Genomic DNA, 22,257 nt, shown 5'->3' with positions numbered 1-22,257 from the left:
TGCCCCGGCAGGGAACCGCCGGGGCGTTGGGGGAGTCTAACTAAGTAGAAATAGTTGGACTGGAATCTTTTCAGGGGTGGGAAATGACACGACATGTCAGTGCTGTCGACGTTGACGTTGACAATGTTCGAACGCAGTACGGTGCCGCGATTAACGCGTACCGTGCTGCGGCGCACGACCTCGACACGAGGCGCATCACGGTGGACCCGTCTGCTTTCGGCGATGGCTTCGCGGAGCAAGGCCGGCGTGTTGCTGAGGCACTTGAGGCGCTTCACAGTACGTCGAAGCGGTTTTTAGAGGTCCGTAGCGAGAACTGGGAGCAGGTGCTCGCGCTTACCGACGACATCGTGGCCGCCGATGCACTCGCAGCCGAGGTACTTGAGGGGGTGGAGCAGCCATGATGCCGACAGTGCAAGATGATGTCCGCACCCTCGTCGAAGCGGTCGAGGTTGCACCTGAGGTGCCAGAACACCAGCGCAATGCCGTGCGAGGCCTTGCCGGTGAGTTGATGTCCGAGTCCTCCTGTATCAACGGGCTCGACCTTTCGGTGTTCGCACAGATCGGCTTGCAATTGGCGTTGAGTTGTGAGCGTCCGGATACGCCAGCGCGCACGTGCACGGCAGATAACAGCGGATGGTTTGAAGAGGTGGGCATCCGGGATCGGGAGTGCCGAAATGAAGCCCGCGAGACCGACCACTTTGAACACGTCAAGCAGGTAGGCCAGCGTATTGGAGAGTGCTCTTCGGCGATAGAAGCGATCGTGCGCTCAGCTGATATGGCGATTCGTGCGATCTTGGAACCTGCGCGCCGTGTGTTCGAAATCGCGCAGCGTTGCGGGATCACTCAGATTGTGGAGATCGCCGTAGAGGTGATCATCGAAGCGCTGCGGTGTGCAACGGCAACGACCACGGACCGAAATGGGGTGATCCGGGAGTGCCTCGACAGCATTGCCGAGTGCACTGGTGAGGCGGCGCAAACCCAGCCAGAGCCTGCGGTGGAGAAACCATGCGACACGGTTGCAAGCTCCTCGGTCGGCACTGTGGCCGCCGGCGTGAATATCTCGGTCGATGTGGGGCTGAAGCTGGGCGTTGAGCTCGACCTCGCACAAGGAGAGGTGGAATGCCCGCCGGAGGAAGCACCGAAGCCGGAGCCTGAACCGCCGGCGAAACCAGCACCGAAACCTGCTCCAGCACCGGCGCCAACGCCACCGCCACCGCCTGCACCTGCACCGACACCGACTAAGGATGGGGTTATCGCCCCACCGCCAGAACTGTCGCAGGTGCAAGAGCCGCCACCACCGCCGAAGAAGGCACAGCACGTCGATACAACGGCTGCTTCCGTAGGTGGCGCAGACGGGGCACAATCAGGCGCTCAGGGCGGGCAGGATCCGTGGGCAATGAAGAAAACGGGGGAGTGGTAACCAATGGATTACGAGTTGTTTGTGCTCCAGTTCCAACGTAGGACGCAAAAACGCATGGCTGATTTTGAGGCCATGATGCGCGAGCACCAGAACAAGATGGAACAAACTGCGAAGCACTACGCCAGAGCGCGCGAGACGATGGAACGGCCGAAGCCGGTCGCGCCGCGTGGGGATTACACCTTGGAACGCTCGCGTGTGTCTGCGGCGCGTCGCGCAAGAAGGGCGCAGGTGCATGCGGTGCTGCAAAGCCAGGCCCGGGGGACTCCGCCGGAGCAGCCTGGCGTGGGCGAAGAGGCCTAACCCGCGGGTGAGAACCTCGCGGAAGCGCGCCGCCCTAGAACAGGGAGAAACCGGCGTTGTCGCGGGCCAGCCCCGCGGCCTTGGCGAGCTTCTCGCCAGAAAGGGAGACCACGCCAGAGCCTTCGGCGTCGGCTTCCGCGTAGCCGGCGTAGGCCTTCTCGTCGTTTAGCACGTGCAGCAAGTAGCCCACGAGCAAGCCGCGCACGGTTTCTTGCAGTGCGCGGTCGGACTTACCCAGGCCGAGGATGCGCTTGATCATGCCGTCTTCGGAGAAGGACTGCTGATCGCCCTTCTTCGGTGCGCGGTAGACCACATCGCCCGCCCAGTTGTAGGCAAGCTTTGCGGGGTTGCCCGGGTCGAACAAGGAATCGCCGTCCTCACCGGGGCCGATGACCATGCCGGGGGCGAAAAGTGCACGGGCTGCTTCCACCGCGGACGGTGCGACGTTTGCCGGGTACACCGTCGCCACAGCCTTCACCTTCGGGTTGTCTACCGCTGCAAGCACTGCGGCGCCACCACCCATGCCGTGGCCGACGATGCCGAGTTTGCCTGGGGAGACAGAGATGTTGCCGTTGCCGAGTCGCACGCCGGCGAGGATCTGCAGGCTCGTCTCCAGGTCTGCAGCAAAGCCACGGTGATCTGGCCTAAACCCGGTTTCAGTGTTGGGTGCTGCGACTGCGATGCCCCAGCTGGCCAGGTGGCGCAGTGTGCCGTGGTAGTCGTCGACGTCTTTCGTCCAGTCGTGGCCGAACGCGACAGCGGGCAGGTTCTTGCCCTCGGCAGGGGTGTACACCTTGCCGGGTAGGCCCGTGTAGCCCAAGTCGCCTTCAAGGACGCGGTGGGGGCCACGCTTGGACAGGTCAGAGAGTTTCTTTAGCTTCGCAGACACGCCGACGATCCTACTGCATCCTTGTCTGGACTAGGGTGAGTCCATCGTTGCAGGCGGGGTTACTCAGGAGGCAGGATGCTCGGCGCGTTACAGCTCGCATTCGTCGATTCGGTGAACCTTCTGCTCATCGGGGTCATCGTTGCAGTAGGTATTGCGGTGCCGCGGGGAAACGGCCGCTACGCCAAGACGACATCGTTGCTGATTGCCGGTGACTGGCTGGGGGTGGCGGGGCTTGCGCTGCTGATGCTTGTCATTTTCGACGGGTTGGGCTCCGCCGTTGAACGTTTTGTCAACGGCCCTGTCTTCGGTGTGCTGCTGATCGCAACGGGACTGCTGACGGCGGTGCTTGCCATGCGTGGCGGTGACAACCAGGCGCTGACGCAGAAGATCATGCAGCACCTGCACACACCCGGTCCGCTGACGGTGCTGACGGGTTTTGTCTTGGGAGTGGTGCAGTCCGCAACCTCGGGACCGTTTTTCGGCGGGCTTGCGTTGCTGTCCGCCTCGGGTATTGACGCGCAGGTGCGTTACGCGGCGATTCCGCTGTATGCCTCGGTGGCGTTGTCGCTGCCAACGCTGTGTGCGCTGCTGGTCGGGTTGGTGCGCGCTCGTCCTGAAAGTCTCGCAGGCAGGGGGTTTGCGTGGGCGCGCAGCCACCCGCAGCAGGTGACGGCAGCCGCGACGTGGGCTGTGGCAGTAATGCTGACTGTGCTGGGTGTCGTGCACCTGCTGTAGGTGGTGCACAATGGGGCGTATGTTTCCGCTCCGTACAACGATTGATTTAGGTGCGATTGCGCACAACACTCGCCGTCTGAAAGAGCAGGCAGGCGAGGCGAAACTCATGTGTGTGGTGAAGGCGGACGCCTATAACCATGGCGTCGAAAAGTGTGTTCCGGTGATGGATCGCAATGGCGCAGATGCGTTCGGCGTGGCCACGTTGGCTGAGGCTCGTCGTGTCCGTGAGGTCACGCAGAAGCCTGTGCTCGCCTGGTTGTGGAGTATCCACGAGGAGTTGCCGGAGGGCATCGATCTTGGCGCGCCGAGTGTTGCCCATTTGCAGTTGCTTATCGACGAACCCACGCACCGCACCGTCTACCTCATGGTGGATACGGGCATGCACCGCTCCGGTATCGACGAACCGGAGTGGGAAGCGGCGTTCAAGATGGCGTTTGAGGCGGAGCAGGCCGGCAAGATTGAGGTTGCTGGTTTGATGACGCACCTGGCGTGCGCCGACAACCCGGTCGACCCCTACACGGATTTCCAGGCGGAGAACTTCCGCAAGGCGATCGAGGCGGCGCGTGCGGCCGGATTGCGTGTGGAGCGAAACCACATGGCGAACTCGCCAGCGACTTGGACGCGCAAGGATTTGCATTTTGACATGGTGCGCCCGGGCGTGAGCCTGTACGGGCTCGAACCAGTGGCGGGGCTTGACCACGACCTGAAACCGGCGATGACGTGGGTGGGACAGGTCATCGCGGTTAAGCCGATGAAGCAGGGCGAAGTAACCAGTTACGCACGCACCTGGGAAGCACCCGAGGACGGCTACACCGCAGTGATTCCGGCCGGTTATGCAGACGGCGTGCACCGTAGCTGGCAGGGTGCGTTGGAGATCGCCATCAATGGCCAGACCTACACCCAGGTTGGGCGTGTGAGCATGGACCAGATTGTGGTGTGGCTCGGCGCAAACGAGGACAACGTCCAGGCAGGCGACGAGGCAATCATCTTCGGTGCGGGTGGTCGCAGCGCGACGGATTTGGCTAAGGCCGCCGGCACGATCAACTATGAGGTTGTGTGCGCGCCGGAGGGCCGAACGCTTCGCACCTATGTAGGGGAGGAGTAAGTGAAGGACACGTTTGCGTGTGAAGGAAAGCGGGTGTGTGAGGGGGTCGTCGATACGCAACAGCTTGGTGAGGAGCTCGGCGCAGCACTTGAGGCGGGGGATCTAGTGATCCTGGATGGCCCGCTCGGCGCCGGCAAGACCACGTTCACACAAGGTATTGCGCGTGGCATGCAGGTGAAGGGACGCGTGACCAGCCCGACGTTTGTCATCGCGCGCCAGCACGCTTCCACTGTGGGCGGGCCCGCGTTGGTGCATGTGGATGCCTACCGTCTCGGCGACGATCCGCTGGGTGAGCTCGATGCGCTCGACCTGGATACCGAGTTGGAAGATGCCGTGGTGGTCGCAGAATGGGGCGGCGGTTTGATGGAGCAGTTGGGGGCGCGCCACATCTTGGTGCAGTTGGATCGGGAGACTCTCGCGGAGACTGAGGGCAGGATAGTTTCCTGGCGTGTCGTGGAGGGGATGTAGGCTTACACCCATGCTGAAAACGAGTAGCAAAGCCCGTGGTTGGATCATTCTCGCGGCGGTGCTGTGGTTGGTGATCCTGATCGGGATCATCTTCATTCCGCAGTCCCGTGGCTCGAACGCTGTGGATGAGGTGAAGCCGACGAACTCGCTGACGCGTGCGCTGGCGCAGACTCGTCCGGGCGGCGACATGGTTGCCGCGCAGCTCGTTGACCCGTCCAGGGTGTACGACGCAAACGAGTACATGGGGTACACCACGCTGTGCCCAGGCGAGCCGGAGGAGCTGGTGAAGGCGAAGAAGGAAGCCTTCGCGCTGACGGATGAGGATGTGGACCTCAACGGCGAGATGGGTTACGTGCTGCTGATCCCAGCGGAGGGTGAGACTGCCCTGATCGACCCGGTTGAGTTGAAGAAGGTCGACATCTGCACTGTTCCGCAGTCGGAGACTTTCCCGCTGAACACCGCAATGCCGTTCTACAACACGAAGGGCCAGTGGGCTCTGGGGATGGGCCAGTAATGCTGGTACTCGCCCTCGACACGGCGACTACGGATTTGGTCGCAGGTGTCGTGGATACCGAGGCGGCGAAAACGCTTGCTGAGGCAACCGTTGCTACGCGTGCGCACAACGAACAGCTTGTGCCGACAGTGCAGGTGCTTCTCGACGAAGCCTCGCTCACCTTCGCTGACCTCGACGCCATCGTTGTCGGTTGCGGGCCGGGCCCGTTTACCGGTTTGCGTGTCGGGATGGCCACCGCCTCTGCGCTTGGCCAGGCGCTTGGCATTCCAGTGCATGGGGTATGCACCCACGATGCGGTAGCGGTAGACCGCCAAGGCGATGTGCTTGTGGTGACCGACGCCCGCCGCCGCGAGGTGTACTGGGCCCGGTACAACGACGGTGCCCGTGTTGCAGGCCCCGAGGTATGTAAGCCGGCGGATCTGCCAGTGGAGCAGGTGGACGTGCTGAGCGTGCCCGACAACCTTGCAGAGCAGGTCACGGTCGTAGCAGGCACTATTGCGTACCATGCGCCGACCCCGGCTGGGTTGGTTGCCGTGGCGGATCTGAGCGCCACCCCGGAGCCTCTCGTCCCGCTGTATTTGCGCCGGCCGGATGCGGTGCCACCGAAGCAAGCTCCGAAGTCGCCCGCGCTGCCGTGATTGCGTCATGATTGAGTTCCGTGAACTGACAGTCGGCGACGCGGCCGCGGCGGCAGCGATAGAGGCTGTCCTGTTCGCCGGGGATAACCCGTGGTCGGAGGCGGCGTTTCGTTCAGAGATTGCTGCGCCCCACACGTTTTACCTCGGCGCGTTTGAGGCAGGGCAGATGCTTGGTTACGCGGGGCTTGCCATGTTGGGCCCGCGCGATGACCCGGAGTTTGAGATCCACACCATCGGGGTGGACCCCGAACAGCAGGGCCGCGGCCTGGGCCGGGCGTTAATGGACCAGATGATGCACACCGCCGATCTCATGGATGGTCCGGTCTATCTTGAGGTGCGGGTGGATAACGAGCCCGCGATCGCGCTGTATAAACGTTTCGAGTTTTTCACCGCCGGCGTGCGGAAGAACTACTATCAGGCCTCCGGCATGGACGCGTACACCATGACGCGCCCGCGCAAGAGCGAAAGGGTGTAAGCAATGATCGTCCTCGGTATCGAGTCCTCCTGCGACGAGACTGGCGTAGGCATCATCAACCTTCACGACGACGGCACGATGGAAATCCTCGCCGACGTCGTCGCGTCCTCTATGGAACAGCACGCTCGCTTTGGTGGTGTGGTGCCGGAGATCGCCTCCCGTGCACACCTTGAGGCGATGCCGCAGGTGATGGAAAAGGCGCTGGCGGACGCTGGTATTGACAAGCCAGATGCCGTAGCAGCCACGATCGGGCCCGGTCTTGCAGGCGCACTGCTGGTTGGCGCTTCCGCCGCGAAGGCATACGCTGCCGCCTGGGGTGTGCCCTTTTACGGCGTGAACCACCTTGGCGGTCACGTTGCCGTAGCCAACCTCGAGGGGGAGAGTCTGCCGCACTCGATTGCACTGCTGGTCTCCGGTGGGCACACGCAGCTGCTTGAAGTCGACGCGGTAGGCAAGCCGATGAAGGAACTCGGCACCACACTCGACGACGCTGCTGGTGAGGCCTACGACAAGGTGGCCCGGCTTCTGGGGTTGGGCTATCCGGGTGGTCCGGTCGTCGACAAGTTAGCTGCGCAGGGGGATCCGAATGCGGTGCGTTTTCCGCGGGCGCTGTCGCGTGCGGAGGATCTGCGCGGCGAACACCGTTACAACTTCTCGTTCTCTGGGCTGAAGACCGCGGTCGCGCGCCACGTTGAGGCCGCCGAGCGTGAGGGCCGCGTGATCTCGCTGGAGGACGTGTGCGCGTCCTTCCAGGAGGCAGTCTGCGACGTGCTTACCGCCAAGGCGATCATGGCCTGCGAGGACACCGGCGCGAACACCCTGCTGCTCGGCGGGGGTGTGGCGGCCAACAGTCGTCTTCGTGAACTCGCGCAGCAGCGTTGCGACGACCGCGGCATCGAACTGCGTGTGCCACGGTTCAAACTCTGCACCGACAACGGTGTGATGATCGCAGCGCTTGCGGGTCAGCTCATCCACGAAGGGGCCACGCCGTCTGATTTGGGTGTAGGCACGGACACGTCGCTCGAGGTAGAGGTTCCGCTCGTGTAATCGCTCGCCGAGCGAGGTCACCAGGGAGGGGCTACATTGAGCACCTGAACTGTATCCCGTGAAAGGAAATCCTCCGTGACCACCGAGCAATTTAGCCAAGAGCAGGCCGAACGCGAACGCTTCGGGCTGCTCGTCAACCCAGATCTGACGTACCGTCGCATCGTGTTCGATGAGGACTCTGCGCGCGAGATGCTCGGTGGCGGAACCGATGGAGTTGTGGACGTGGCGTTTGACCGCGACGGCAACCGGTTCCACGCGATTTACCGGGTTGACGCTGGAATTGTCGGAGCGGAGCCGAACCCTGTTGCGTCCCTTGCGCGTAACACTGCAGAGACGGACACCCCGGAGTTTCTTACGGATCCCACCCGGTCGATCTGCGGGCCGGTGATCTTCGCGGCGCGCGGGGGCGGCAGCATCAGCGAAGGCACGGTCGAAGAGGTTGTCAACGCGATCCGTGCGGTGGAAAACTTCCGCAACGACAATCCCGAAGAGTTCGAGCTGTGGCGTAACGCGGTGAAAAACCGCTAAACGCCACCAGTGTTGTTGGCTGGCACTCTCATAGGTAGAGTGCTAAGGCAGGTTGTGTGAAGCACAGTTGTTCACCCGCGACGACGGCTGCGCCTCGTGAGACCTGAACTATTGATTCATTCACCAATGAAAGGTTTTTGATCATGGCAAACGTCAACATCAAGCCGCTGGAGGACAAGGTCCTCGTCCAGATCGCTGAGGCTGAAACCACCACCGCCTCCGGCCTGGTTATTCCGGATTCCGCGGCGGAAAAGCCGCAGGAAGCCGTCGTCATCGCTGTTGGCCCGGGTCGTCTCGACGACAATGGCAACCGCATCGCCGTGGACGTGAAGGAAGGCGACACGGTTATCTTCTCCAAGTACGGCGGCACCGAGCTGAAGTACGGCGGCGAGGAGTTCCTCCTGCTGTCCGCTCGTGACCTGCTGGCCGTCGTCGAGAAGTAAGTAAAACGCTATGGCAAAACTCATCGCATTTGATCAGGAAGCTCGCGAGGGCATCCAGCGCGGCGTGAACACGCTCGCCGACGCGGTGAAGGTCACCCTCGGTCCCCGTGGCCGCAACGTTGTGCTTGCAAAGTCCTGGGGCGGCCCGACCGTCACCAACGACGGCGTGACCATCGCCCGCGACATTGACCTTGAGGATCCGTTTGAGAACCTCGGTGCGCAGCTGGTGAAGTCCGTCGCAGTCAAGACCAACGACATTGCAGGTGACGGCACCACCACCGCAACGCTGCTCGCCCAGGCGCTCGTCGCCGAAGGGCTGCGCAACGTGGCTGCTGGTGCGAACCCGATCGAGCTGAATAAGGGCATCAAGGCGGCAGCCGACAAGGTCGTCGAGGAGCTCAAGGCTCGCGCGACCGACGTGAAGTCGTCCGCTGAGATCGCCAACGTGGCCACCGTGTCCTCTCGCGACCCTGAGGTTGGTGAGATGGTCGCAGGTGCCATGGAGAAGGTGGGCAAGGACGGTGTGCTTACCGTCGAGGAGTCTCAGTCCATCGATTCCTACGTGGATCTGACTGAGGGTATTTCCTTTGACAAGGGCTTCCTCTCCCCGTACTTCATGACCGATCCGGATGCCGGCCAGGCCGTGCTTGAGGACGCCCGCGTGCTGCTCGTACGCGGCAAGATCTCCTCTCTGCCGGATTTCCTCCCGCTGCTTGAGCAGGTTGCATCGGAGTCGGTGCCGCTGTTCGTCGTGGCCGAGGACATCGAAGGCGAGGCGCTGCAGGCGCTCGTTGTCAACGCGATCCGCAAGGTGATCAAGGTCGTTGCTGTGAAGTCGCCGTACTTCGGCGAGCGCCGCAAGGCGTTCATGGATGACCTTGCTGTTGTCACCGACGCGACCGTCATCGACCCAGAGGTTGGCATCAACCTCAAGGACGCCACCCTGGACCACCTTGGCTCCGCACGCCGCGTAACCACGACGAAGGACGACACGGTCATCGTCGACGGTGCCGGCACGGCAGAGGCTGTCGAGGAGCGCCGCGAGCAGATCCGCCGCGAGATCGAAACCACGGATTCCACCTGGGACAAGGAAAAGGCCGAGGAGCGCTTGGCCAAGCTTTCCGGTGGTGTCGCGGTGCTGCGCGTCGGTGCAGCGACCGAGACCGAACAGAACGAGCGCAAGCTCCGCGTCGAGGACGCCATCAACGCTGCCCGCGCGGCAGCAGAGGAAGGCATCATCGCCGGCGGCGGCTCCGCACTGGTGCAGATTGCCAAGCAGCTTGAGGAGTTTGCTGAAGGCTTCGAAGGCGAGCAGAAGACCGGTGTGCTGGCAGTGGCACGTGCACTGTCCAAGCCGGCATTCTGGATCGCTGACAACGCGGGCCTCGACGGCGCTGTCGTCGTGTCCAAGGTTGCCGAGATGAACAACGGCGAGGGCTTCAACGCCGCCACGCTCGAGTACGGCAACCTCATCGACCAGGGCATCATCGACCCGGTGAAGGTGACCCACAACGCTGTGGTCAACGCCGCATCCGTGGCTCGCATGGTGCTGACCACGGAGGTATCCGTGGTGACCAAGCCGGCCGAAGAAGGCGAGGAAGGTCACGCACACGCCCACTAGGGTGTCGTCGATACGCTAAAACAGTGCCCCACTTCGGTAGGGCACTGTTTTTCTTTTGGCGTGATTCTTCGGTCGTGCGCTTACTTGGCGGCGGCGACGTACTTCACGCTGCCAAGGCCGCGGCGCAGGGCAGTGGAGCGCTCAGATTCACTCATGCCGCCCCAGATGCCATAGGGCTCGGCCACGCGCAGGGCATGCTCGCGGCACTGGGTAAGCACCGGGCAGTTGAAGCAAATAGCCTTCGCTCGATTCTCACGCTGCGTGCGGGCGCGGCCCCGCTCACCCTCGGGGTGGTAGAAGATTTCCGAGGCTTCGCCTCGGCAGGCGCCGTGAAGCTGCCAATCCCAAAAGTCTGCATTGGGGCCGGGGAGTTGCTGTGGCAACGTCATGGTGTGAGATCTCCTTTGCCGTGGAAAACGCGATGTACACAACCAGCAGTGCAGTGTTCCGGCGGTGGGTGAACAAAGGGTTGCCGCGCGGTTACGGCACGGGTGTTTCTCGGACGTTCTTGTGAATAAAAGCGCAATTAGTAGGGAAAATGGCAAGAGTTAAAGGTTGGTGAATTCTTGAATACGCGTCGGTAACTCATATGGCGGGGGAATGGGTGTTTATAGTGTTTGCTTGTGATTGGCAATACCGGCGCGACAGCGGGTGACGAGGAAGATGAACTTGTCACCCTCGTTCCACGTGCCGCCGAAGGGGATGCGCGTGCTCTCCAGCGTGTGATTGCCATCGTCCATCCACGGGTGCTGCGCTACGCCAGGGCGCGCATTGGAGGCGGGCGCATGCCGACTGCGGAGGACGTCGCTCAGGAGATCTGCTTGGCGGTAGCGACGTCCATTGACCGCTACGTGGATACCGGGCGGCCGTTCATGGCGTTTGTGTACGGCATTGCGTTTAACAAGGTCGCCGATGCGCACCGCAGCCTGGTGCGTGACAAGACAACGCCTACTGAAGATGTCCCTGACCAGGAGGTTGTTGCGTTCACGCCGGAGGATGCAGCCGTTGTTGCAGACGGAAGTAACGAAGTTCGCGCATTACTCGATTCATTAAGTGATAAGGCTCGCGACATTGTGATTCTGAGAGTGTTTGTGGGCCTCTCGGCGGAAGAAACGGCAGAGGTAGTGGGCAGTACTCCAGGTGCGGTGCGTGTCGCGCAGCATAGGGCGCTGTCCAAGTTGCGTGAGCAGTTGGAAGGAGACCATTCAGGCCATGACGCGTGATTTTGGTGGCGGCGACTTTGGAGAAGAGTGCGTTCGCGACGATGCGTTTCTTGATGCGCTTTCGAGTGGTGTAGACCCCAGTGACGGCAGTGACCCACTGGCTGCGGCGCTGCTTGGACTAAAGCAGGACGTCGATCGCCCGATGCCAGCGGCTCCCACGGTGATCCCGGTTGCGCCGGTTGCGCCGGTTGCATCGCTTGACGACGCCCGCGCGCGCCGCCGGACCGCCAACCCATGGGTCGCAGGTGTGGTCGGTGCTGCAGCTGCGTCTGTGGCTATCGTCGGCACTGGCGCTGCGGTGTATGGCACGCAGAGCTCCGCGAACGAAACCACGATGGTGGAGTTGGCAACCACGCTCGACGAGCTGGAGGCAGCGAACCAAAGCGGGGATATGGAGGCCGCCCGAAGCCTGCTTGAGCAGGCTAGGGGGCTTATGGCAGGTATCAAGATGCGTGAGGCGCGTAACGGTGAAGACGTAGTGCAACCAGCGCCACGCACGGTTACTGAAACCACGACTGTGGTGGAGGTCCATGAAGTTGAAGTTCCGCCGAGCGTGCAGCAGCCTGCGCCGGCGCCGGAGCAGAACCCTGCGCCTGCTCCGGAGAATGCGCAGCCGACGGCTGGGGCACCGGCGCCGGGGTCGGATGCCGTGGCGCCTTCGAACGGGAGCTTGCCGCCGCGCCAGCCGCAGGAGCAACCGCGACCGACGGTGGTGGAGCCGTCCGATTCGCGCGAGCAAACTCCGATCCCAGGAGATCAGCCGCCAGCACGGCCGACGGTCCGCGATAATGTCCCGTCGAATCCAGTCGATTCTGCATCGCGGTACGCAGCAACGCCCGCGCCGGTAGTGCCGGGCGGGGCGGGCTCGTCGGAAAATTTCTAGCTAGCGTGCCTCGAGACCATCGAGGTAGCCCATCGCGTAATCCCACGGAACGTACGCAGTGACGTTCGGTTGCGCGCTGGGCTCATGCACCGGGGGAAGTTCCCCGTTGAGGGTGGCGATCATGTTTTGTTCCATGATCTCCCAGTCGTAGTAGTGCATTTGGTCGCAGTCCTCGCACAGGAAATGGATGCCCAAAATTCCGCGTGGCTTCAGCATGCGTTGTGCGTCGCGTACGTGTGCAAGGTCCTGGATGACGGCGACGCGCTCCTCAGGGGAGAGGGGCTCCACGATCTCATCGTCTTCGATGAACGACGCCGGATCGTTTGGGTCGTCCGCGAACGGGTCCAGCGGCATCATGTCGTCGTAATTCACGGTGCCCAGCCTATTAAGTGGCCGCTTGCTAGGCCAATCAGGGCGTCATCCCCGCATAGCCCCAGAGCTTGCGCGACGTTATATCATTGCTGAAAACAATCGCGCGGGAGAGGAGAACATGTCGATGTCTGAGGCACGAGTATGGACGGGTGGCGACGATCCGAACAAGGTGGCGCTGAGGGGGCTGACGTTTGATGACGTGCTGCTGCTTCCGGCGGAGTCCCACATTGTTCCATCTGAGGTGAGCACCGAAGCCCAGTTCACCCGCAATATCCGTCTCGGCATGCCGATTATTTCGGCGGCGATGGACACAGTGACCGAATCCCGTATGGCGATCGCGATGGCGCGCCAGGGCGGTATCGGTGTGCTGCACCGTAACTTGAGCGCTCAGGACCAGGCGGAGCACGTCGATGTGGTCAAGCGCTCGGAATCCGGCATGGTGACTAACCCGGTTACCGCCACCCCCGATATGACCATCGCCGACGTCGATGCACTGTGCGCCCGTTTCCGCATCTCGGGCCTTCCTGTAGTTGACGGTTCTGACCGTCTTGTTGGCATCATCACCAACCGCGACATGCGCTTCGAGCCGGATGCTCAGCGCAAGGTTGCAGAGGTCATGACCCCGATGCCGCTGGTTGTAGCGCAGGAGGGTGTGGACAAGAAGGAAGCGCTCGATCTGCTATCCGCCAACAAGGTGGAGAAACTTCCGATTGTGACCTCCGAAGGCAAGCTTGCCGGTCTGATCACGGTGAAGGACTTTGTCAAGAGCGAGCAGTACCCGAACGCCTCGAAGGATGAGAACGGCCGTCTACTTGTCGCTGCTGGCGTCGGTACCGGTGAGGACGCATTTGAGCGCGCTGGTCTGCTCGTTGAGGCGGGCGTAGACGCGCTCGTTGTCGACTCCGCGCACGCACACAACAACCGTGTACTTGAGATGGTCTCTCGTGTGAAGAAGGAATTCGGCGACCGCGTCGACGTTGTCGGTGGCAACTTGGCTACCCGTAGCGCTGCGAAGGCCATGATCGACGCTGGCGCAGACGCCATCAAGGTCGGTATCGGTCCGGGCTCTATCTGCACCACCCGCGTGGTTGCAGGTGTTGGTGCACCGCAGATTACCTCCATCCTCGAGGCGGCCGTGCCGGCGAAGGCTGCAGGTGTGCCGATCATTGCCGACGGTGGCATGCAGTTCTCTGGCGACGTGGCTAAGGCATTGGCTGCCGGCGCATCCACCGTCATGCTCGGCTCCATGTTGGCGGGCACGGCGGAAGCGCCAGGCGACATTGTTGTTGTCGGCGGCAAGCAGTACAAGCGTTACCGCGGCATGGGCTCCATGGGTGCAATGCAGGGCCGTGGACTGACTGGTGAGAAGCGTTCCTTCTCCAAGGACCGTTACTTCCAGGCGGATGTGGCAAGCGAGGACAAGCTCGTGCCGGAAGGCATTGAGGGGCGCGTGCCGTTCCGCGGTGACCTGGATTCCATCACCCACCAGATCGTTGGCGGTCTGCGCGCTGCGATGGGCTACACAGGCGCATCCACTATCGAGGAGCTGCAGACCAAGCAGTTCGTCCAGATCACCACCGCGGGCCTGCGTGAGTCCCACCCGCACGACATCACGCAGACCGTCGAGGCACCGAACTACCGCCAGTAGGAGAACCAGCACAACATGCGTGACTACGTGGAAATCGGCATTGGGCGCGAAGCCCGCAAGGCTTACGGCTTGAGTGATTTGTCGATCGTTCCGAAACGACGCACCCGCTCCTCGCAGGATGTGGACACCTCCTGGCATATTGATGCCTACACGTTCGATATCCCGCTTGCGTCCCATCCGACGGACGCGTTGGCAAGCCCTGAGTTTGTTATCGAGATGGGCAAGCAGGGTGGCCTCGGTGTGATTGACGCGGAAGGCCTGTGGGGCCGACACGCTGATCTGGAGGCTGCGGTGAAGAAGGTGGTGGACTCATGCGAGGACCCCTTTAACGTCGATACGGCTGAGAAGTACCAGGAGTTTGTCGAGGCAGGTGAGCGTGCCGTGCGCACCTTGCAGGAGTTGCACGCCGCAGAACTTGATCACGACTTGCTTTCGGAACGTATCGCCCAGGTGCGTGACTCTGGTGTGACTGTTGCGGTGCGCGTGAGCCCGCAGAACGTGCGCGAATTGGCGCCTGTAGTTATCGCCGCAGGTGCAGAAATCCTCTTCATTCAGGGGTCGATCGTGTCTGCAGAGCACGTGCAAAAAGGTGGGGAACCGTTGAATTTGAAAGAGTTCGTCGGTTCGCTCGACGTGCCGGTCATTGCCGGTGGTGTGTATGACTACACGACCGCGACCCACCTGATGCGCGCTGGCGTTGCTGGTGTCATTGTCGGTTCGGGCGATGCCGACACGGTGGTGAATGTCCCGATGGCTACCGCTATCGCAGATGTCGCGGCAGCACGTCGGGATTACCTCGATGAGACTGGTGGACGTTATGTCCACATTCTTGCGGATACCACTATTTGGGGGGCAGGCGAGATTGCTGCAGCCATCGCTTGTGGTGCAGATGCTGTCATGCTTGGCAACCCATTGACGAAGGCAACTGAGGCTGCTGCCGGTGGCGTGTATTGGGAAGCTCAGACAGCTCACCCACGTTTTCCGCGAGGTAGCGTGCGGAAGGAACCTGACTTCACTTCTTCGGCGCCACTGGAGGTTGTGCTCTTCGGTCCATCGAGCGATCCGTGGGGTGCGATGAATCTCATTGGTGGACTGAAAAGAATTATGGCGAAATGTGGCTATACTGGGATCAAAGCTTTCCAGAAAGCCGATTTGGCAATCCGTAACTAAGAACTGGATGAAATCGACCTATGTCTAGCCGTGTAACGATTCTTCGCGACGCCCCTGAGGGCCCATTCCACGAAGTTGATGTGAACGACATCTTCTTTTCGGTGACTGACGCCAAAGGTGTGATGACGCATGTGAACGATGTGTTCATCAAGTACGCGCAGTACTCCGCCGAAGAGATGATCGGTAAGCCGCACAACCTCATCCGTCATGAGGAGATGCCTGGTGCGGCGTTCAAACTCATGTGGGACACCATCGAGGATGGCCGTCCTTTCGCCGCGTATGTGCGTAATAAGGCGAAGAGCGGCTCCGCGTACGACGTGTTTGCCACTGTTACGCCGCTGCCAAACGGCGGTTACCTGTCGGTGCGTACCCGTCCGATGACGGAGAACTTCGAAGCAGCCGCTGGTATTTACCAAGAAGCAAACATCGTTGAGCACGAGGCGAAGGCCAACGGTGTTGGCCGCCGCGAGCGTGCAGTGATGGGCGCGGAGAAGGTTACGGAGCTGCTGCCGGACTACGACGCATTCCTGCGCGAAGTCCTTCCTGCTGAGGTCCAGGCACGTGAGGATGCAGGCTTTACGCTTCCGGAAGGCTCCGGCGACATCTACGAGGCTGCCGTGACGCTCTACCGTGAACTCGACGAGTTCATGACGGTGCAGACCGCCATTAAGGACGCTGCTGAGGAGCTGCGCAAGGCCAGTGCGACGCTGGTCGAGGAAAACGCAGTGACCAACAACGTGAAGGCCGAGATGGAAAACGTGGTCACCGAGGGTGCATCGCGTACGCTGCTGCTCGCACCGCTGCAGGTGTGGGCGACGATGCGTGGCATTATCGACGAGAACGCGAGGACCCTCGAGGAGACCGCTCAGGAGCTCTACGCCAAGACGTCCAACGCACGTATGGCTATTGCTCTGGCTCGTCTGCACACCGCACAGACCGCACAGTTCTCCACGGAGGCTAACGTGCAGGAGTCGATGCAGCTTCTCGTCGACGCACTCGAGGCTGACGTCAAGCACATGGATGACGCCGTGTTCTTGCACTCGTCGTTCCGTCGCCGCGTGGAGCTGAAGGTTAACTCCATCACGGAGCTGACCAAGATTCCGCTCGAGATGATTCGTCGTTGGTCCGAGAACACCAACGACATGGGCGAAGAGGTTGCACCGCTGGTGGAGCAGGTGAACAAGGCAATGGCTGCTGCTGATGCCTCGATTAACCAGCTGCACCGCTCAGCTGAGCGCCTCGCACAGGCACCTTCGACGGAGAAGGTACGCGAGGCTCTGGACAGCCTCAGCGCTGCGGTCCGTTAAACCTGACGCCGCAGTCGCTTGCCGGCGAGTGTCTGGTTGACGGAAGCACCGATAACCAAGGCAATCGCCGCAAGCTTCAGCGGGGAGGGGTCCTGGCTGAGCACAAGCCATCCGACGAGTGCTGCAAATGCAGGCTCGAACGAGATGAGGATGGAAAATACCTGGGGGCGGAGTCGTCGCATAGCAATCAGTTCCAGTGATGTTGGGAGCAGCGACGCCAAGATTGCGGTACCAATTGCGAGGAGCAGCAGATTGGTATCGGAAACGATAACGAGTGCACCTTCGAAACCGAAGGGCAACGTCACCAAACCACCAACTGCAAGGGCAACCGCGAGCCCACCTTGGCCGGCGATGAGGCGGCCAGTGCGCTTGTTGGCAAGGATGTACACCGCCCAGGCAGCGCCTGCGATCAGGACGTAGAAGACACCGAGGCGGTCGAGCGGCTCACCGGAGAGCGAATCAACGCCAAGCAGCGCCATACCTGTAAGCGCAAGCCCGACGGAGATGCCGTCGCGTACCGAACGGGACAACACTGCGGCGAGCAGTAGCGGGCCGAGGAATTGGATGGTCACCGCGGATGCGAGTGGCACAGTTGCAATACCGGCGTAGTAGAAGCCGTTCATGCAGCCTAGCGACACTCCGAGCACGATCGCTGCACCCCATTGTTCGGGGGTCCAGCGCCAAAACGCTGGCCGTGAGATTGCAAGCAGGATGACGGAGGCGATGAGTAGTCGGAATGAACTCGTCGCCCAGGTTCCGGCATGGGGGAAAAGCTGCGTGGCAAGTGCCGCGCCAAGCTGCAGAAACAGGCAGGACCCAAGGATGCACAACACGGCGGTGCGGTCGGCATTGGGTTCAACCGGGGAGGGGGCACGCAATGTCATGCAGATCATTCTGGGACGAAACGTCGAAGACTGGACAATATATTCGGATTTATATGCCATCAGCTAGTATTTGGGCCGTGACTACCGCTCAGAAACGCCCTGTTCTTGTCGTTGATTTTGGTGCGCAATACGCGCAGTTGATCGCCCGCCGTGTGCGCGAGGCGCATGTGTTCTCGGAGGTTGTGCCGTCGACTATTACGGCTGCGGAGGTTCGTGAGAAGAACCCGCAGGCGTTGGTGCTCTCCGGTGGGCCGTCGTCGGTGTACGCGGAGGGTGCCCCGCAGCTCGATCCGGAGATCTTTGAGCTGGGGCTGCCGATCTTTGGTATTTGCTATGGCTTCCAGGTGATGACGCAGGCGCTTGGTGGCAAGGTCGAGGAGACCGGTGCCCGCGAGTACGGCCGCACGGCGATGGCTGTCAAGGGTGGCGTGCTGCACGCTGGCCTGGATGAGCACCCGGTGTGGATGTCCCACGGCGATTCTGTGACGCAGGCGCCGGAGGGCTTTGAGGTCACTGCCTCGACCCCGGGTGCGCCGGTTGCTGCGTTTGAGAACGTCGAGCGCAAGTTTGCCGGTGTGCAGTACCACCCGGAGGTGATGCACTCGCCGCACGGCCAGGAGGTGCTGACTCGCTTCCTCACGGAGATTGCTGGTCTGGAGCAGAACTGGACGGCATCGAATATTGCGCAGCAGCTTATCGACGATGTCCGTAACCAAGTCGGCGACGGCTACGCCATCTGCGGCCTGTCTGGTGGCGTGGATTCCGCCGTGGCGGCAGCGCTTGTACAGCGTGCCATCGGTGACCGTTTGACCTGTGTGTTCGTGGATCACGGTCTGCTACGTCAGGGTGAGCGCGAGCAGGTGGAGAAGGACTTCGTCGCCGCGACCGGCGCGAAGCTGGTCACTGTGGATGAGCGCAAGGCCTTCCTGGACAAGCTTGCCGGCGTGACCGAGCCGGAGGCCAAGCGTAAGGCGATCGGTGCGGAGTTCATCCGTTCCTTCGAGCGCGCCGTGGCTGATGTGCTGTCGGATCACAAGGTGGACTACCTGGTGCAGGGCACCTTGTACCCGGATGTTGTGGAGTCGGGCGGCGGCACCGGTACTGCGAACATCAAGAGCCACCACAACGTGGGCGGCCTGCCGGACGACGTGGAGTTCGAACTCGTCGAGCCACTGCGTCTGCTGTTTAAGGACGAGGTGCGCGCGGTTGGCCGCGAGCTTGGCCTGCCTGAGGTGATTGTGAACCGCCAGCCGTTCCCGGGTCCGGGCCTGGGTATCCGCATCATCGGTGAGGTCACCGAGGAGCGCCTGGAAACCCTGCGCGCTGCTGATGCGATTGCTCGTGAGGAGCTGACCAAGGCTGGCCTGGATGACCAGATCTGGCAGTGCCCGGTCGTGCTGTTGGCCGATGTGCGTTCGGTTGGTGTGCAGGGCGATGGCCGCACTTACGGCCACCCGATCGTGCTTCGCCCGGTGGCTTCCGAGGACGCGATGACCGCGGACTGGGTGCGCATCCCGTACGAGACGCTTGAGGTGATCTCTACCCGCATCACCAACGAGGTGGCCGACGTCAACCGCGTGGTGCTGGACGTGACATCCAAGCCGCCGGCCACCATCGAGTGGGAGTAAGTCAGTTTCCTTCGCCCGCGTCCTCGCGGGCGTAGTACGCGGACACGGATCCGACGCGCTGCGACACGTTAATCGTGAGTAGTGCGCTGTCTGTGTCCGCGTTTTGTCGTTCTTCGGGGCATGCGGCCTCGCCGATGTTCACGTTGCAGTTGATGTCGACGGGGACGTTTTCCGGCAGGATGATATCGGTGCTGCCGATGTTGTTCGCAATGTTGACCGTTTTCGGCTCACTCAGCGGTTCGAGATCGGTGAAGTCGATGTAGGACTCGCCGATGAAGCCGCTGGTGCCCATTTGGTCTGGTAGCTCGTCGACGTCGTACACGGTGATGTACGCGCTGCCGAAGCGACTGTAATTGCCAAGTCGTACTTCGCTGGTGACCCCCAGCGCAAACACCGTTGCCGTTGTCAGCACCAGCGTGACGGGGATCCACAGCCAGTAGCGCTTCTTTGGTTGCGCACGCTCCGGAGCTGGCTCGACTGGGTCCGGCAGGTGCCACAGGCCCGGTGCCGCGCCGAGTGGGTCCCATGCCGGTGGTTTCTGCCCGGGGTGTTCGTAGCCCTCCGGCACGGTCAGGTGGGAGGTGTCTACGACAGGGCCTTTGCTCGTCTGCGACTCCACGCCCACCACGAGTCCCTCGGGTGCCTCCGGCTGGCGCTGGTAGGCAAGGTACCAGCCGAGCGCGAAGAGCGCGAAGGTAACCAAAACACCGCGCAGGTCGCTGGCAACAGCAACGGACGGGAAGAAGATGACAAGACCGAGGAGCAGCAGCCAGCCGGTGTCGCGCTCTTTCTTCTCTACCTTGGTCAGCTGCTCTTTCGGGGTGGCGATCGAAGTTGCTGGGGTGCGGGTCAGCCCGAAGCGGGGCATATTGATCCAGCAGAGCAGGTAGAGGAACAGGCCACCGCCGAAGGCGATTGACAATACGACGAACAGGACGCGGATGAGCGTTGGGTCGATTTGGTAGCGGGCACCGATGCCTTCGCAGACACCGCCGACGACGGCCTTGCCGCCCTGGTCTTGTGGGATGCGGGGCGGGCGGCTCTCCCACATGCGCTTGAGTGTGTTGGTTTCCATGGCTTCTATTGTTGCGAGGCAACGCCAAGCGCGGTATCGGGAACGACCCTGATTTTTCATCTCAGGGTTTACCCCGATGTGCCTGAGGGAGTTGCCGTGCAACGATAGGGGACATGTCTGCGTTGTATCCCCGGCTGACCCGTGATCGTTCCCGCCGCGTCATTGCTGGCGTGGCGTCCGGGGCGGCTGACCTGCTCGGGGTGGACGTGAAATGGGTGCGTCTGTTTTTGGTTGCGGCGAGTTTCGCTGGTGGCTTCGGCGTGCTGCTGTACGCAGGTCTGTGGGTGTTTACCCCGGTTGCTGAAAGTGCTGCGCCGCGGCAGCGCCCGAGTGCGCTCGACATCTTCCTGGTGCTTGCAGGTTTCGCTGGTGCGTTGACGTCGCTGCAGATTTCCTCCGGCGCGGGGGCCACGGTGGTGTTCATCATCGGCGTGCTCATCGTCGGTGCGGTGATTGCGTTGCAGGCGTACGACCGCGGTACGGATTCGTGGGGCAACATCGCCGCGTTGACCTTAGGCGCGCTGTTGATTATGAGCGGGGTGCTCGCTGTGGCACTCCTCGGGGAGAGCGCCGGGGTCGCCGGTGTGGTTGTTTCCGTGCTGGTGACGGTGCTTGGTGTCGGGGTGCTTGTGGTGCCGCTGATTGCCAAGTTGGCCAACTCGCTTGTCGCGGAGCGTGAGGCGAAAGCGGTGGCGGATCAGCGCGCGGAGATCGCCTCGCGCCTGCACGATTCGGTGCTGCAGACCCTGGCGCTGATTCAGCGCCAGGCGGATGATCCGGACGAGGTGGTGCGCCTTGCCCGTGGTCAGGAGCGCGAACTTCGGGCATGGCTTTTCGACGACACCGTGTCCAACCACACCACCACCTTCGCCGCGTTGCAGAAAGCCGCGGGCGAGGTGGAGGACGCCTACGGGGTCGTGATTCAACCGGTCACGGTGGGAGACGACATTCCTTTCGACGAGCGCACCGAAGCGGTCGTGCTCGCCGCCCGGGAGGCGATGGTCAACGCCGCAAAGCATGCGGGGGTAGACACGATCGACGTCTACGCCGAGCATCTCGCGGGAAGGCTCGAGGTGTTCGTGCGTGACCGGGGTGCTGGCTTCGACCCGGAGGCTGTGCCGGCGGACCGGCACGGGCTGCGCGATTCCATCGTGGGACGGGTTGAGCGGGTTGGGGGAGAGGTTAACGTGGTGTCGTCGATAGGCAATGGCTCCGAGATCGAACTAGCGTTAGACCTATGACGCGCGTGTTTCTCGTAGATGATCACTCGGTGTTTCGGGCCGGAGTGAAGGCCGAACTGGCTGCCGCAGGCGATGGCCAGCTAGACGTCGTCGGGGAGGCAGGCACGGTTGCGGAGGCGGTGCGCGGGATCGAAAAGGAGCGCCCGGATGTGGTGTTGCTGGACGTGCACATGCCCGACGGCGGCGGGTTGGCTGTGCTCAAGCGCGCGCCGGGACCTTCGTATTTGGCGCTGAGCGTCTCCGACGCTGCCGAGGATGTCATCGCGCTGATCCGTGCAGGGGCACGCGGATACGTGACCAAGAACATCGCAGGGACAGAACTTGCGGAGGCGATTGAGCGGGTGCGCGGCGGAGACGCATACTTCTCGCCGCGGCTTGCCGGGTTTGTGCTCGACGCGTTTGCCTCTGGTCCGGTTGTGGAGGAGGACGACCCGGCGGTGGACTCGCTGACCCGGCGTGAACTTGAGGTGTTGCGGCTGCTTGCGCGTGGTTACACCTACAAGGAAATCGCCGAGCGGCTGTTCATTTCGGTGAAGACGGTGGAGACGCACGCCTCCAACATTTTGCGCAAGACGCAGACGTCGAACCGCCACCAGTTGACCCGGTGGGCGGTTGCGCGCGACTTAGGGTAGCGCTCCAGGAA

The 22,257-nt window shown here is 62.1% G+C and carries 26 protein-coding genes; 21 read left to right on the top strand and 5 right to left on the bottom strand.

Annotation, left to right across the window (positions count from 1 at the left end):
* Nucleotides 1-83 precede the first annotated feature (83 nt).
* Genes HMPREF2734_RS09185 through HMPREF2734_RS09175 form a run of 3 tightly spaced genes read left to right on the top strand, consistent with a single transcriptional unit; the run spans nt 84 to nt 1,720 of the window.
* A complete protein-coding gene (locus HMPREF2734_RS09185; RefSeq protein ID WP_070450572.1) occupies nt 84-401 on the top strand; it encodes a hypothetical protein in 318 nt (105 codons plus the stop codon).
* Nucleotides 398-1,420, top strand: coding sequence for a hypothetical protein (locus tag HMPREF2734_RS09180; protein ID WP_070820716.1), 1,023 nt, complete (start codon nt 398-400; stop codon nt 1,418-1,420). Before HMPREF2734_RS09185 ends, HMPREF2734_RS09180 begins: the two co-directional genes overlap by 4 nt.
* 54 nt (nt 1,421-1,474) lie before the next feature.
* Nucleotides 1,475-1,720 (top strand): hypothetical protein, encoded by a 246-nt coding sequence (locus HMPREF2734_RS09175; protein WP_141739346.1) that lies wholly within the window; start codon nt 1,475-1,477, stop codon nt 1,718-1,720.
* A 34-nt stretch (nt 1,721-1,754) separates the two neighbouring features.
* Here HMPREF2734_RS09175 and HMPREF2734_RS09170 read toward each other — a convergent pair whose 3' ends face one another.
* Complete coding sequence (locus tag HMPREF2734_RS09170; protein WP_070482476.1) at nt 1,755-2,609, bottom strand: dienelactone hydrolase family protein; 855 nt, start codon at nt 2,607-2,609, stop codon at nt 1,755-1,757.
* 75 nt (nt 2,610-2,684) lie between these two features.
* Here HMPREF2734_RS09170 and HMPREF2734_RS09165 point away from each other — a divergent pair, with 75 nt between their 5' ends.
* The 10 genes from HMPREF2734_RS09165 to groL all read left to right on the top strand — a co-directional run bounded on the left by HMPREF2734_RS09165 (nt 2,685) and on the right by groL (nt 10,183).
* Nucleotides 2,685-3,344: a hypothetical protein gene (locus tag HMPREF2734_RS09165; RefSeq protein WP_070570601.1), complete on the top strand. Its 660-nt coding sequence runs from the start codon at nt 2,685-2,687 to the stop codon at nt 3,342-3,344.
* 19 nt (nt 3,345-3,363) lie between these two features.
* A complete protein-coding gene (alr, locus tag HMPREF2734_RS09160; RefSeq protein ID WP_070570639.1) occupies nt 3,364-4,449 on the top strand; it encodes an alanine racemase in 1,086 nt (361 codons plus the stop codon).
* Complete coding sequence (gene tsaE, locus HMPREF2734_RS09155; RefSeq protein ID WP_083284743.1) at nt 4,450-4,917, top strand: tRNA (adenosine(37)-N6)-threonylcarbamoyltransferase complex ATPase subunit type 1 TsaE; 468 nt, start codon at nt 4,450-4,452, stop codon at nt 4,915-4,917. It begins immediately after the preceding gene.
* Nucleotides 4,918-4,927: 10 nt separating this feature from the next.
* Nucleotides 4,928-5,431 carry a hypothetical protein gene (locus HMPREF2734_RS09150; RefSeq protein WP_070482475.1) on the top strand — a complete coding sequence of 168 codons (504 nt, stop codon included), beginning with the start codon at nt 4,928-4,930 and terminating at the stop codon, nt 5,429-5,431.
* Nucleotides 5,431-6,069: a tRNA (adenosine(37)-N6)-threonylcarbamoyltransferase complex dimerization subunit type 1 TsaB gene (gene tsaB, locus HMPREF2734_RS09145; RefSeq protein WP_070570600.1), complete on the top strand. Its 639-nt coding sequence runs from the start codon at nt 5,431-5,433 to the stop codon at nt 6,067-6,069. Before HMPREF2734_RS09150 ends, tsaB begins: the two co-directional genes overlap by 1 nt.
* Nucleotides 6,070-6,076: 7 nt before the next feature.
* On the top strand, nt 6,077-6,544 hold the full coding sequence (gene rimI / locus HMPREF2734_RS09140; RefSeq protein ID WP_070570599.1) for a ribosomal protein S18-alanine N-acetyltransferase: 468 nt from the start codon (nt 6,077-6,079) through the stop codon (nt 6,542-6,544).
* A 3-nt stretch (nt 6,545-6,547) separates the two neighbouring features.
* Nucleotides 6,548-7,591 (top strand): tRNA (adenosine(37)-N6)-threonylcarbamoyltransferase complex transferase subunit TsaD, encoded by a 1,044-nt coding sequence (gene tsaD / locus HMPREF2734_RS09135; RefSeq protein ID WP_070570597.1) that lies wholly within the window; start codon nt 6,548-6,550, stop codon nt 7,589-7,591.
* A 75-nt stretch (nt 7,592-7,666) separates the two neighbouring features.
* Nucleotides 7,667-8,119: a hypothetical protein gene (locus HMPREF2734_RS09130; protein ID WP_070570595.1), complete on the top strand. Its 453-nt coding sequence runs from the start codon at nt 7,667-7,669 to the stop codon at nt 8,117-8,119.
* 143 nt (nt 8,120-8,262) lie between these two features.
* A complete protein-coding gene (groES, locus tag HMPREF2734_RS09125) occupies nt 8,263-8,562 on the top strand; it encodes a co-chaperone GroES (protein ID WP_070422770.1) in 300 nt (99 codons plus the stop codon).
* 10 nt (nt 8,563-8,572) lie between these two features.
* Complete coding sequence (gene groL, locus HMPREF2734_RS09120; protein ID WP_070422771.1) at nt 8,573-10,183, top strand: chaperonin GroEL; 1,611 nt, start codon at nt 8,573-8,575, stop codon at nt 10,181-10,183.
* A gap of 80 nt (nt 10,184-10,263) precedes the next feature.
* Here the strand turns inward: groL and HMPREF2734_RS09115 are convergent, their stop codons facing one another.
* Entirely contained in the window at nt 10,264-10,572 is a 309-nt protein-coding gene (locus HMPREF2734_RS09115) for a WhiB family transcriptional regulator (protein WP_070570593.1), read from the bottom strand.
* Nucleotides 10,573-10,806: 234 nt separating this feature from the next.
* Here HMPREF2734_RS09115 and HMPREF2734_RS09110 point away from each other — a divergent pair, with 234 nt between their 5' ends.
* Nucleotides 10,807-11,406: a sigma-70 family RNA polymerase sigma factor gene (locus HMPREF2734_RS09110; RefSeq protein WP_224213064.1), complete on the top strand. Its 600-nt coding sequence runs from the start codon at nt 10,807-10,809 to the stop codon at nt 11,404-11,406.
* Nucleotides 11,396-12,289, top strand: coding sequence for a hypothetical protein (locus HMPREF2734_RS09105; protein ID WP_070570591.1), 894 nt, complete (start codon nt 11,396-11,398; stop codon nt 12,287-12,289). Before HMPREF2734_RS09110 ends, HMPREF2734_RS09105 begins: the two co-directional genes overlap by 11 nt.
* Here HMPREF2734_RS09105 and HMPREF2734_RS09100 read toward each other — a convergent pair whose 3' ends face one another.
* Nucleotides 12,290-12,661 (bottom strand): DUF5319 domain-containing protein, encoded by a 372-nt coding sequence (locus tag HMPREF2734_RS09100; RefSeq protein ID WP_070422774.1) that lies wholly within the window; start codon nt 12,659-12,661, stop codon nt 12,290-12,292.
* Between the two features lie 124 nt (nt 12,662-12,785).
* Here HMPREF2734_RS09100 and guaB point away from each other — a divergent pair, with 124 nt between their 5' ends.
* From guaB to HMPREF2734_RS09085, 3 genes are read left to right on the top strand one after another with little or no spacing between them, the layout of a single operon-like run.
* Nucleotides 12,786-14,309: an IMP dehydrogenase gene (gene guaB / locus HMPREF2734_RS12185; protein ID WP_070422775.1), complete on the top strand. Its 1,524-nt coding sequence runs from the start codon at nt 12,786-12,788 to the stop codon at nt 14,307-14,309.
* Nucleotides 14,310-14,324: 15 nt separating this feature from the next.
* Nucleotides 14,325-15,479, top strand: a complete 1,155-nt coding sequence (locus HMPREF2734_RS12180; RefSeq protein ID WP_070570589.1) for a GuaB3 family IMP dehydrogenase-related protein — start codon at nt 14,325-14,327, stop codon at nt 15,477-15,479.
* A 20-nt stretch (nt 15,480-15,499) separates the two neighbouring features.
* Complete coding sequence (locus HMPREF2734_RS09085) at nt 15,500-16,786, top strand: PAS domain-containing protein (protein WP_070570587.1); 1,287 nt, start codon at nt 15,500-15,502, stop codon at nt 16,784-16,786.
* On the opposite strand, the gene HMPREF2734_RS09080 is transcribed toward HMPREF2734_RS09085, so the two are convergent.
* A complete protein-coding gene (locus HMPREF2734_RS09080; protein WP_070570638.1) occupies nt 16,783-17,670 on the bottom strand; it encodes an EamA family transporter in 888 nt (295 codons plus the stop codon). The genes HMPREF2734_RS09085 and HMPREF2734_RS09080 overlap by 4 nt on opposite strands.
* Before the next feature lie 53 nt (nt 17,671-17,723).
* On the opposite strand from HMPREF2734_RS09080, the gene guaA reads away from it, so the two are divergent.
* Nucleotides 17,724-19,298, top strand: a complete 1,575-nt coding sequence (gene guaA, locus HMPREF2734_RS09075) for a glutamine-hydrolyzing GMP synthase (protein ID WP_141743312.1) — start codon at nt 17,724-17,726, stop codon at nt 19,296-19,298.
* 1 nt (nt 19,299) lies between these two features.
* On the opposite strand, the gene HMPREF2734_RS09070 is transcribed toward guaA, so the two are convergent.
* Complete coding sequence (locus HMPREF2734_RS09070) at nt 19,300-20,373, bottom strand: PspC domain-containing protein (RefSeq protein WP_070570585.1); 1,074 nt, start codon at nt 20,371-20,373, stop codon at nt 19,300-19,302.
* Between the two features lie 113 nt (nt 20,374-20,486).
* Here HMPREF2734_RS09070 and HMPREF2734_RS09065 point away from each other — a divergent pair, with 113 nt between their 5' ends.
* Nucleotides 20,487-21,614, top strand: coding sequence for an ATP-binding protein (locus HMPREF2734_RS09065; protein ID WP_070570583.1), 1,128 nt, complete (start codon nt 20,487-20,489; stop codon nt 21,612-21,614).
* Entirely contained in the window at nt 21,611-22,246 is a 636-nt protein-coding gene (locus tag HMPREF2734_RS09060; RefSeq protein WP_070570581.1) for a LuxR C-terminal-related transcriptional regulator, read from the top strand. Before HMPREF2734_RS09065 ends, HMPREF2734_RS09060 begins: the two co-directional genes overlap by 4 nt.
* Nucleotides 22,247-22,257 lie beyond the last annotated feature (11 nt).

The organism is Corynebacterium sp. HMSC055D05 (assembly GCF_001810365.1).
Classification (GTDB): domain Bacteria; phylum Actinomycetota; class Actinomycetes; order Mycobacteriales; family Mycobacteriaceae; genus Corynebacterium; species Corynebacterium coyleae.
Note: the sequence above shows the minus strand (reverse complement) of the source record. Positions and strands in the feature narration are given on the sequence as shown.

What these genes read in the sequence shown, in the direction of transcription:
- HMPREF2734_RS09185 (WP_070450572.1), top strand. Translation starts at nt 84, where the DNA reads ATGACACGACATGTCAGTGCTGTCGACGTTGACGTTGACAATGTTCGA.
- HMPREF2734_RS09180 (WP_070820716.1), top strand. Translation starts at nt 398, where the DNA reads ATGATGCCGACAGTGCAAGATGATGTCCGCACCCTCGTCGAAGCGGTC.
- HMPREF2734_RS09175 (WP_141739346.1), top strand. Translation starts at nt 1,475, where the DNA reads ATGGCTGATTTTGAGGCCATGATGCGCGAGCACCAGAACAAGATGGAA.
- HMPREF2734_RS09165 (WP_070570601.1), top strand. Translation starts at nt 2,685, where the DNA reads ATGCTCGGCGCGTTACAGCTCGCATTCGTCGATTCGGTGAACCTTCTG.
- alr (WP_070570639.1), top strand. Translation starts at nt 3,364, where the DNA reads ATGTTTCCGCTCCGTACAACGATTGATTTAGGTGCGATTGCGCACAAC.
- HMPREF2734_RS09150 (WP_070482475.1), top strand. Translation starts at nt 4,928, where the DNA reads ATGCTGAAAACGAGTAGCAAAGCCCGTGGTTGGATCATTCTCGCGGCG.
- tsaB (WP_070570600.1), top strand. Translation starts at nt 5,431, where the DNA reads ATGCTGGTACTCGCCCTCGACACGGCGACTACGGATTTGGTCGCAGGT.
- rimI (WP_070570599.1), top strand. Translation starts at nt 6,077, where the DNA reads ATGATTGAGTTCCGTGAACTGACAGTCGGCGACGCGGCCGCGGCGGCA.
- tsaD (WP_070570597.1), top strand. Translation starts at nt 6,548, where the DNA reads ATGATCGTCCTCGGTATCGAGTCCTCCTGCGACGAGACTGGCGTAGGC.
- groES (WP_070422770.1), top strand. Translation starts at nt 8,263, where the DNA reads ATGGCAAACGTCAACATCAAGCCGCTGGAGGACAAGGTCCTCGTCCAG.
- groL (WP_070422771.1), top strand. Translation starts at nt 8,573, where the DNA reads ATGGCAAAACTCATCGCATTTGATCAGGAAGCTCGCGAGGGCATCCAG.
- HMPREF2734_RS09115 (WP_070570593.1), bottom strand. Translation starts at nt 10,572, where the DNA reads ATGACGTTGCCACAGCAACTCCCCGGCCCCAATGCAGACTTTTGGGAT.
- HMPREF2734_RS09105 (WP_070570591.1), top strand. Translation starts at nt 11,396, where the DNA reads ATGACGCGTGATTTTGGTGGCGGCGACTTTGGAGAAGAGTGCGTTCGC.
- guaB (WP_070422775.1), top strand. Translation starts at nt 12,786, where the DNA reads ATGTCTGAGGCACGAGTATGGACGGGTGGCGACGATCCGAACAAGGTG.
- HMPREF2734_RS12180 (WP_070570589.1), top strand. Translation starts at nt 14,325, where the DNA reads ATGCGTGACTACGTGGAAATCGGCATTGGGCGCGAAGCCCGCAAGGCT.
- HMPREF2734_RS09085 (WP_070570587.1), top strand. Translation starts at nt 15,500, where the DNA reads ATGTCTAGCCGTGTAACGATTCTTCGCGACGCCCCTGAGGGCCCATTC.
- HMPREF2734_RS09080 (WP_070570638.1), bottom strand. Translation starts at nt 17,670, where the DNA reads ATGACATTGCGTGCCCCCTCCCCGGTTGAACCCAATGCCGACCGCACC.
- guaA (WP_141743312.1), top strand. Translation starts at nt 17,724, where the DNA reads ATGCCATCAGCTAGTATTTGGGCCGTGACTACCGCTCAGAAACGCCCT.
- HMPREF2734_RS09070 (WP_070570585.1), bottom strand. Translation starts at nt 20,373, where the DNA reads ATGGAAACCAACACACTCAAGCGCATGTGGGAGAGCCGCCCGCCCCGC.
- HMPREF2734_RS09065 (WP_070570583.1), top strand. Translation starts at nt 20,487, where the DNA reads ATGTCTGCGTTGTATCCCCGGCTGACCCGTGATCGTTCCCGCCGCGTC.
- HMPREF2734_RS09060 (WP_070570581.1), top strand. Translation starts at nt 21,611, where the DNA reads ATGACGCGCGTGTTTCTCGTAGATGATCACTCGGTGTTTCGGGCCGGA.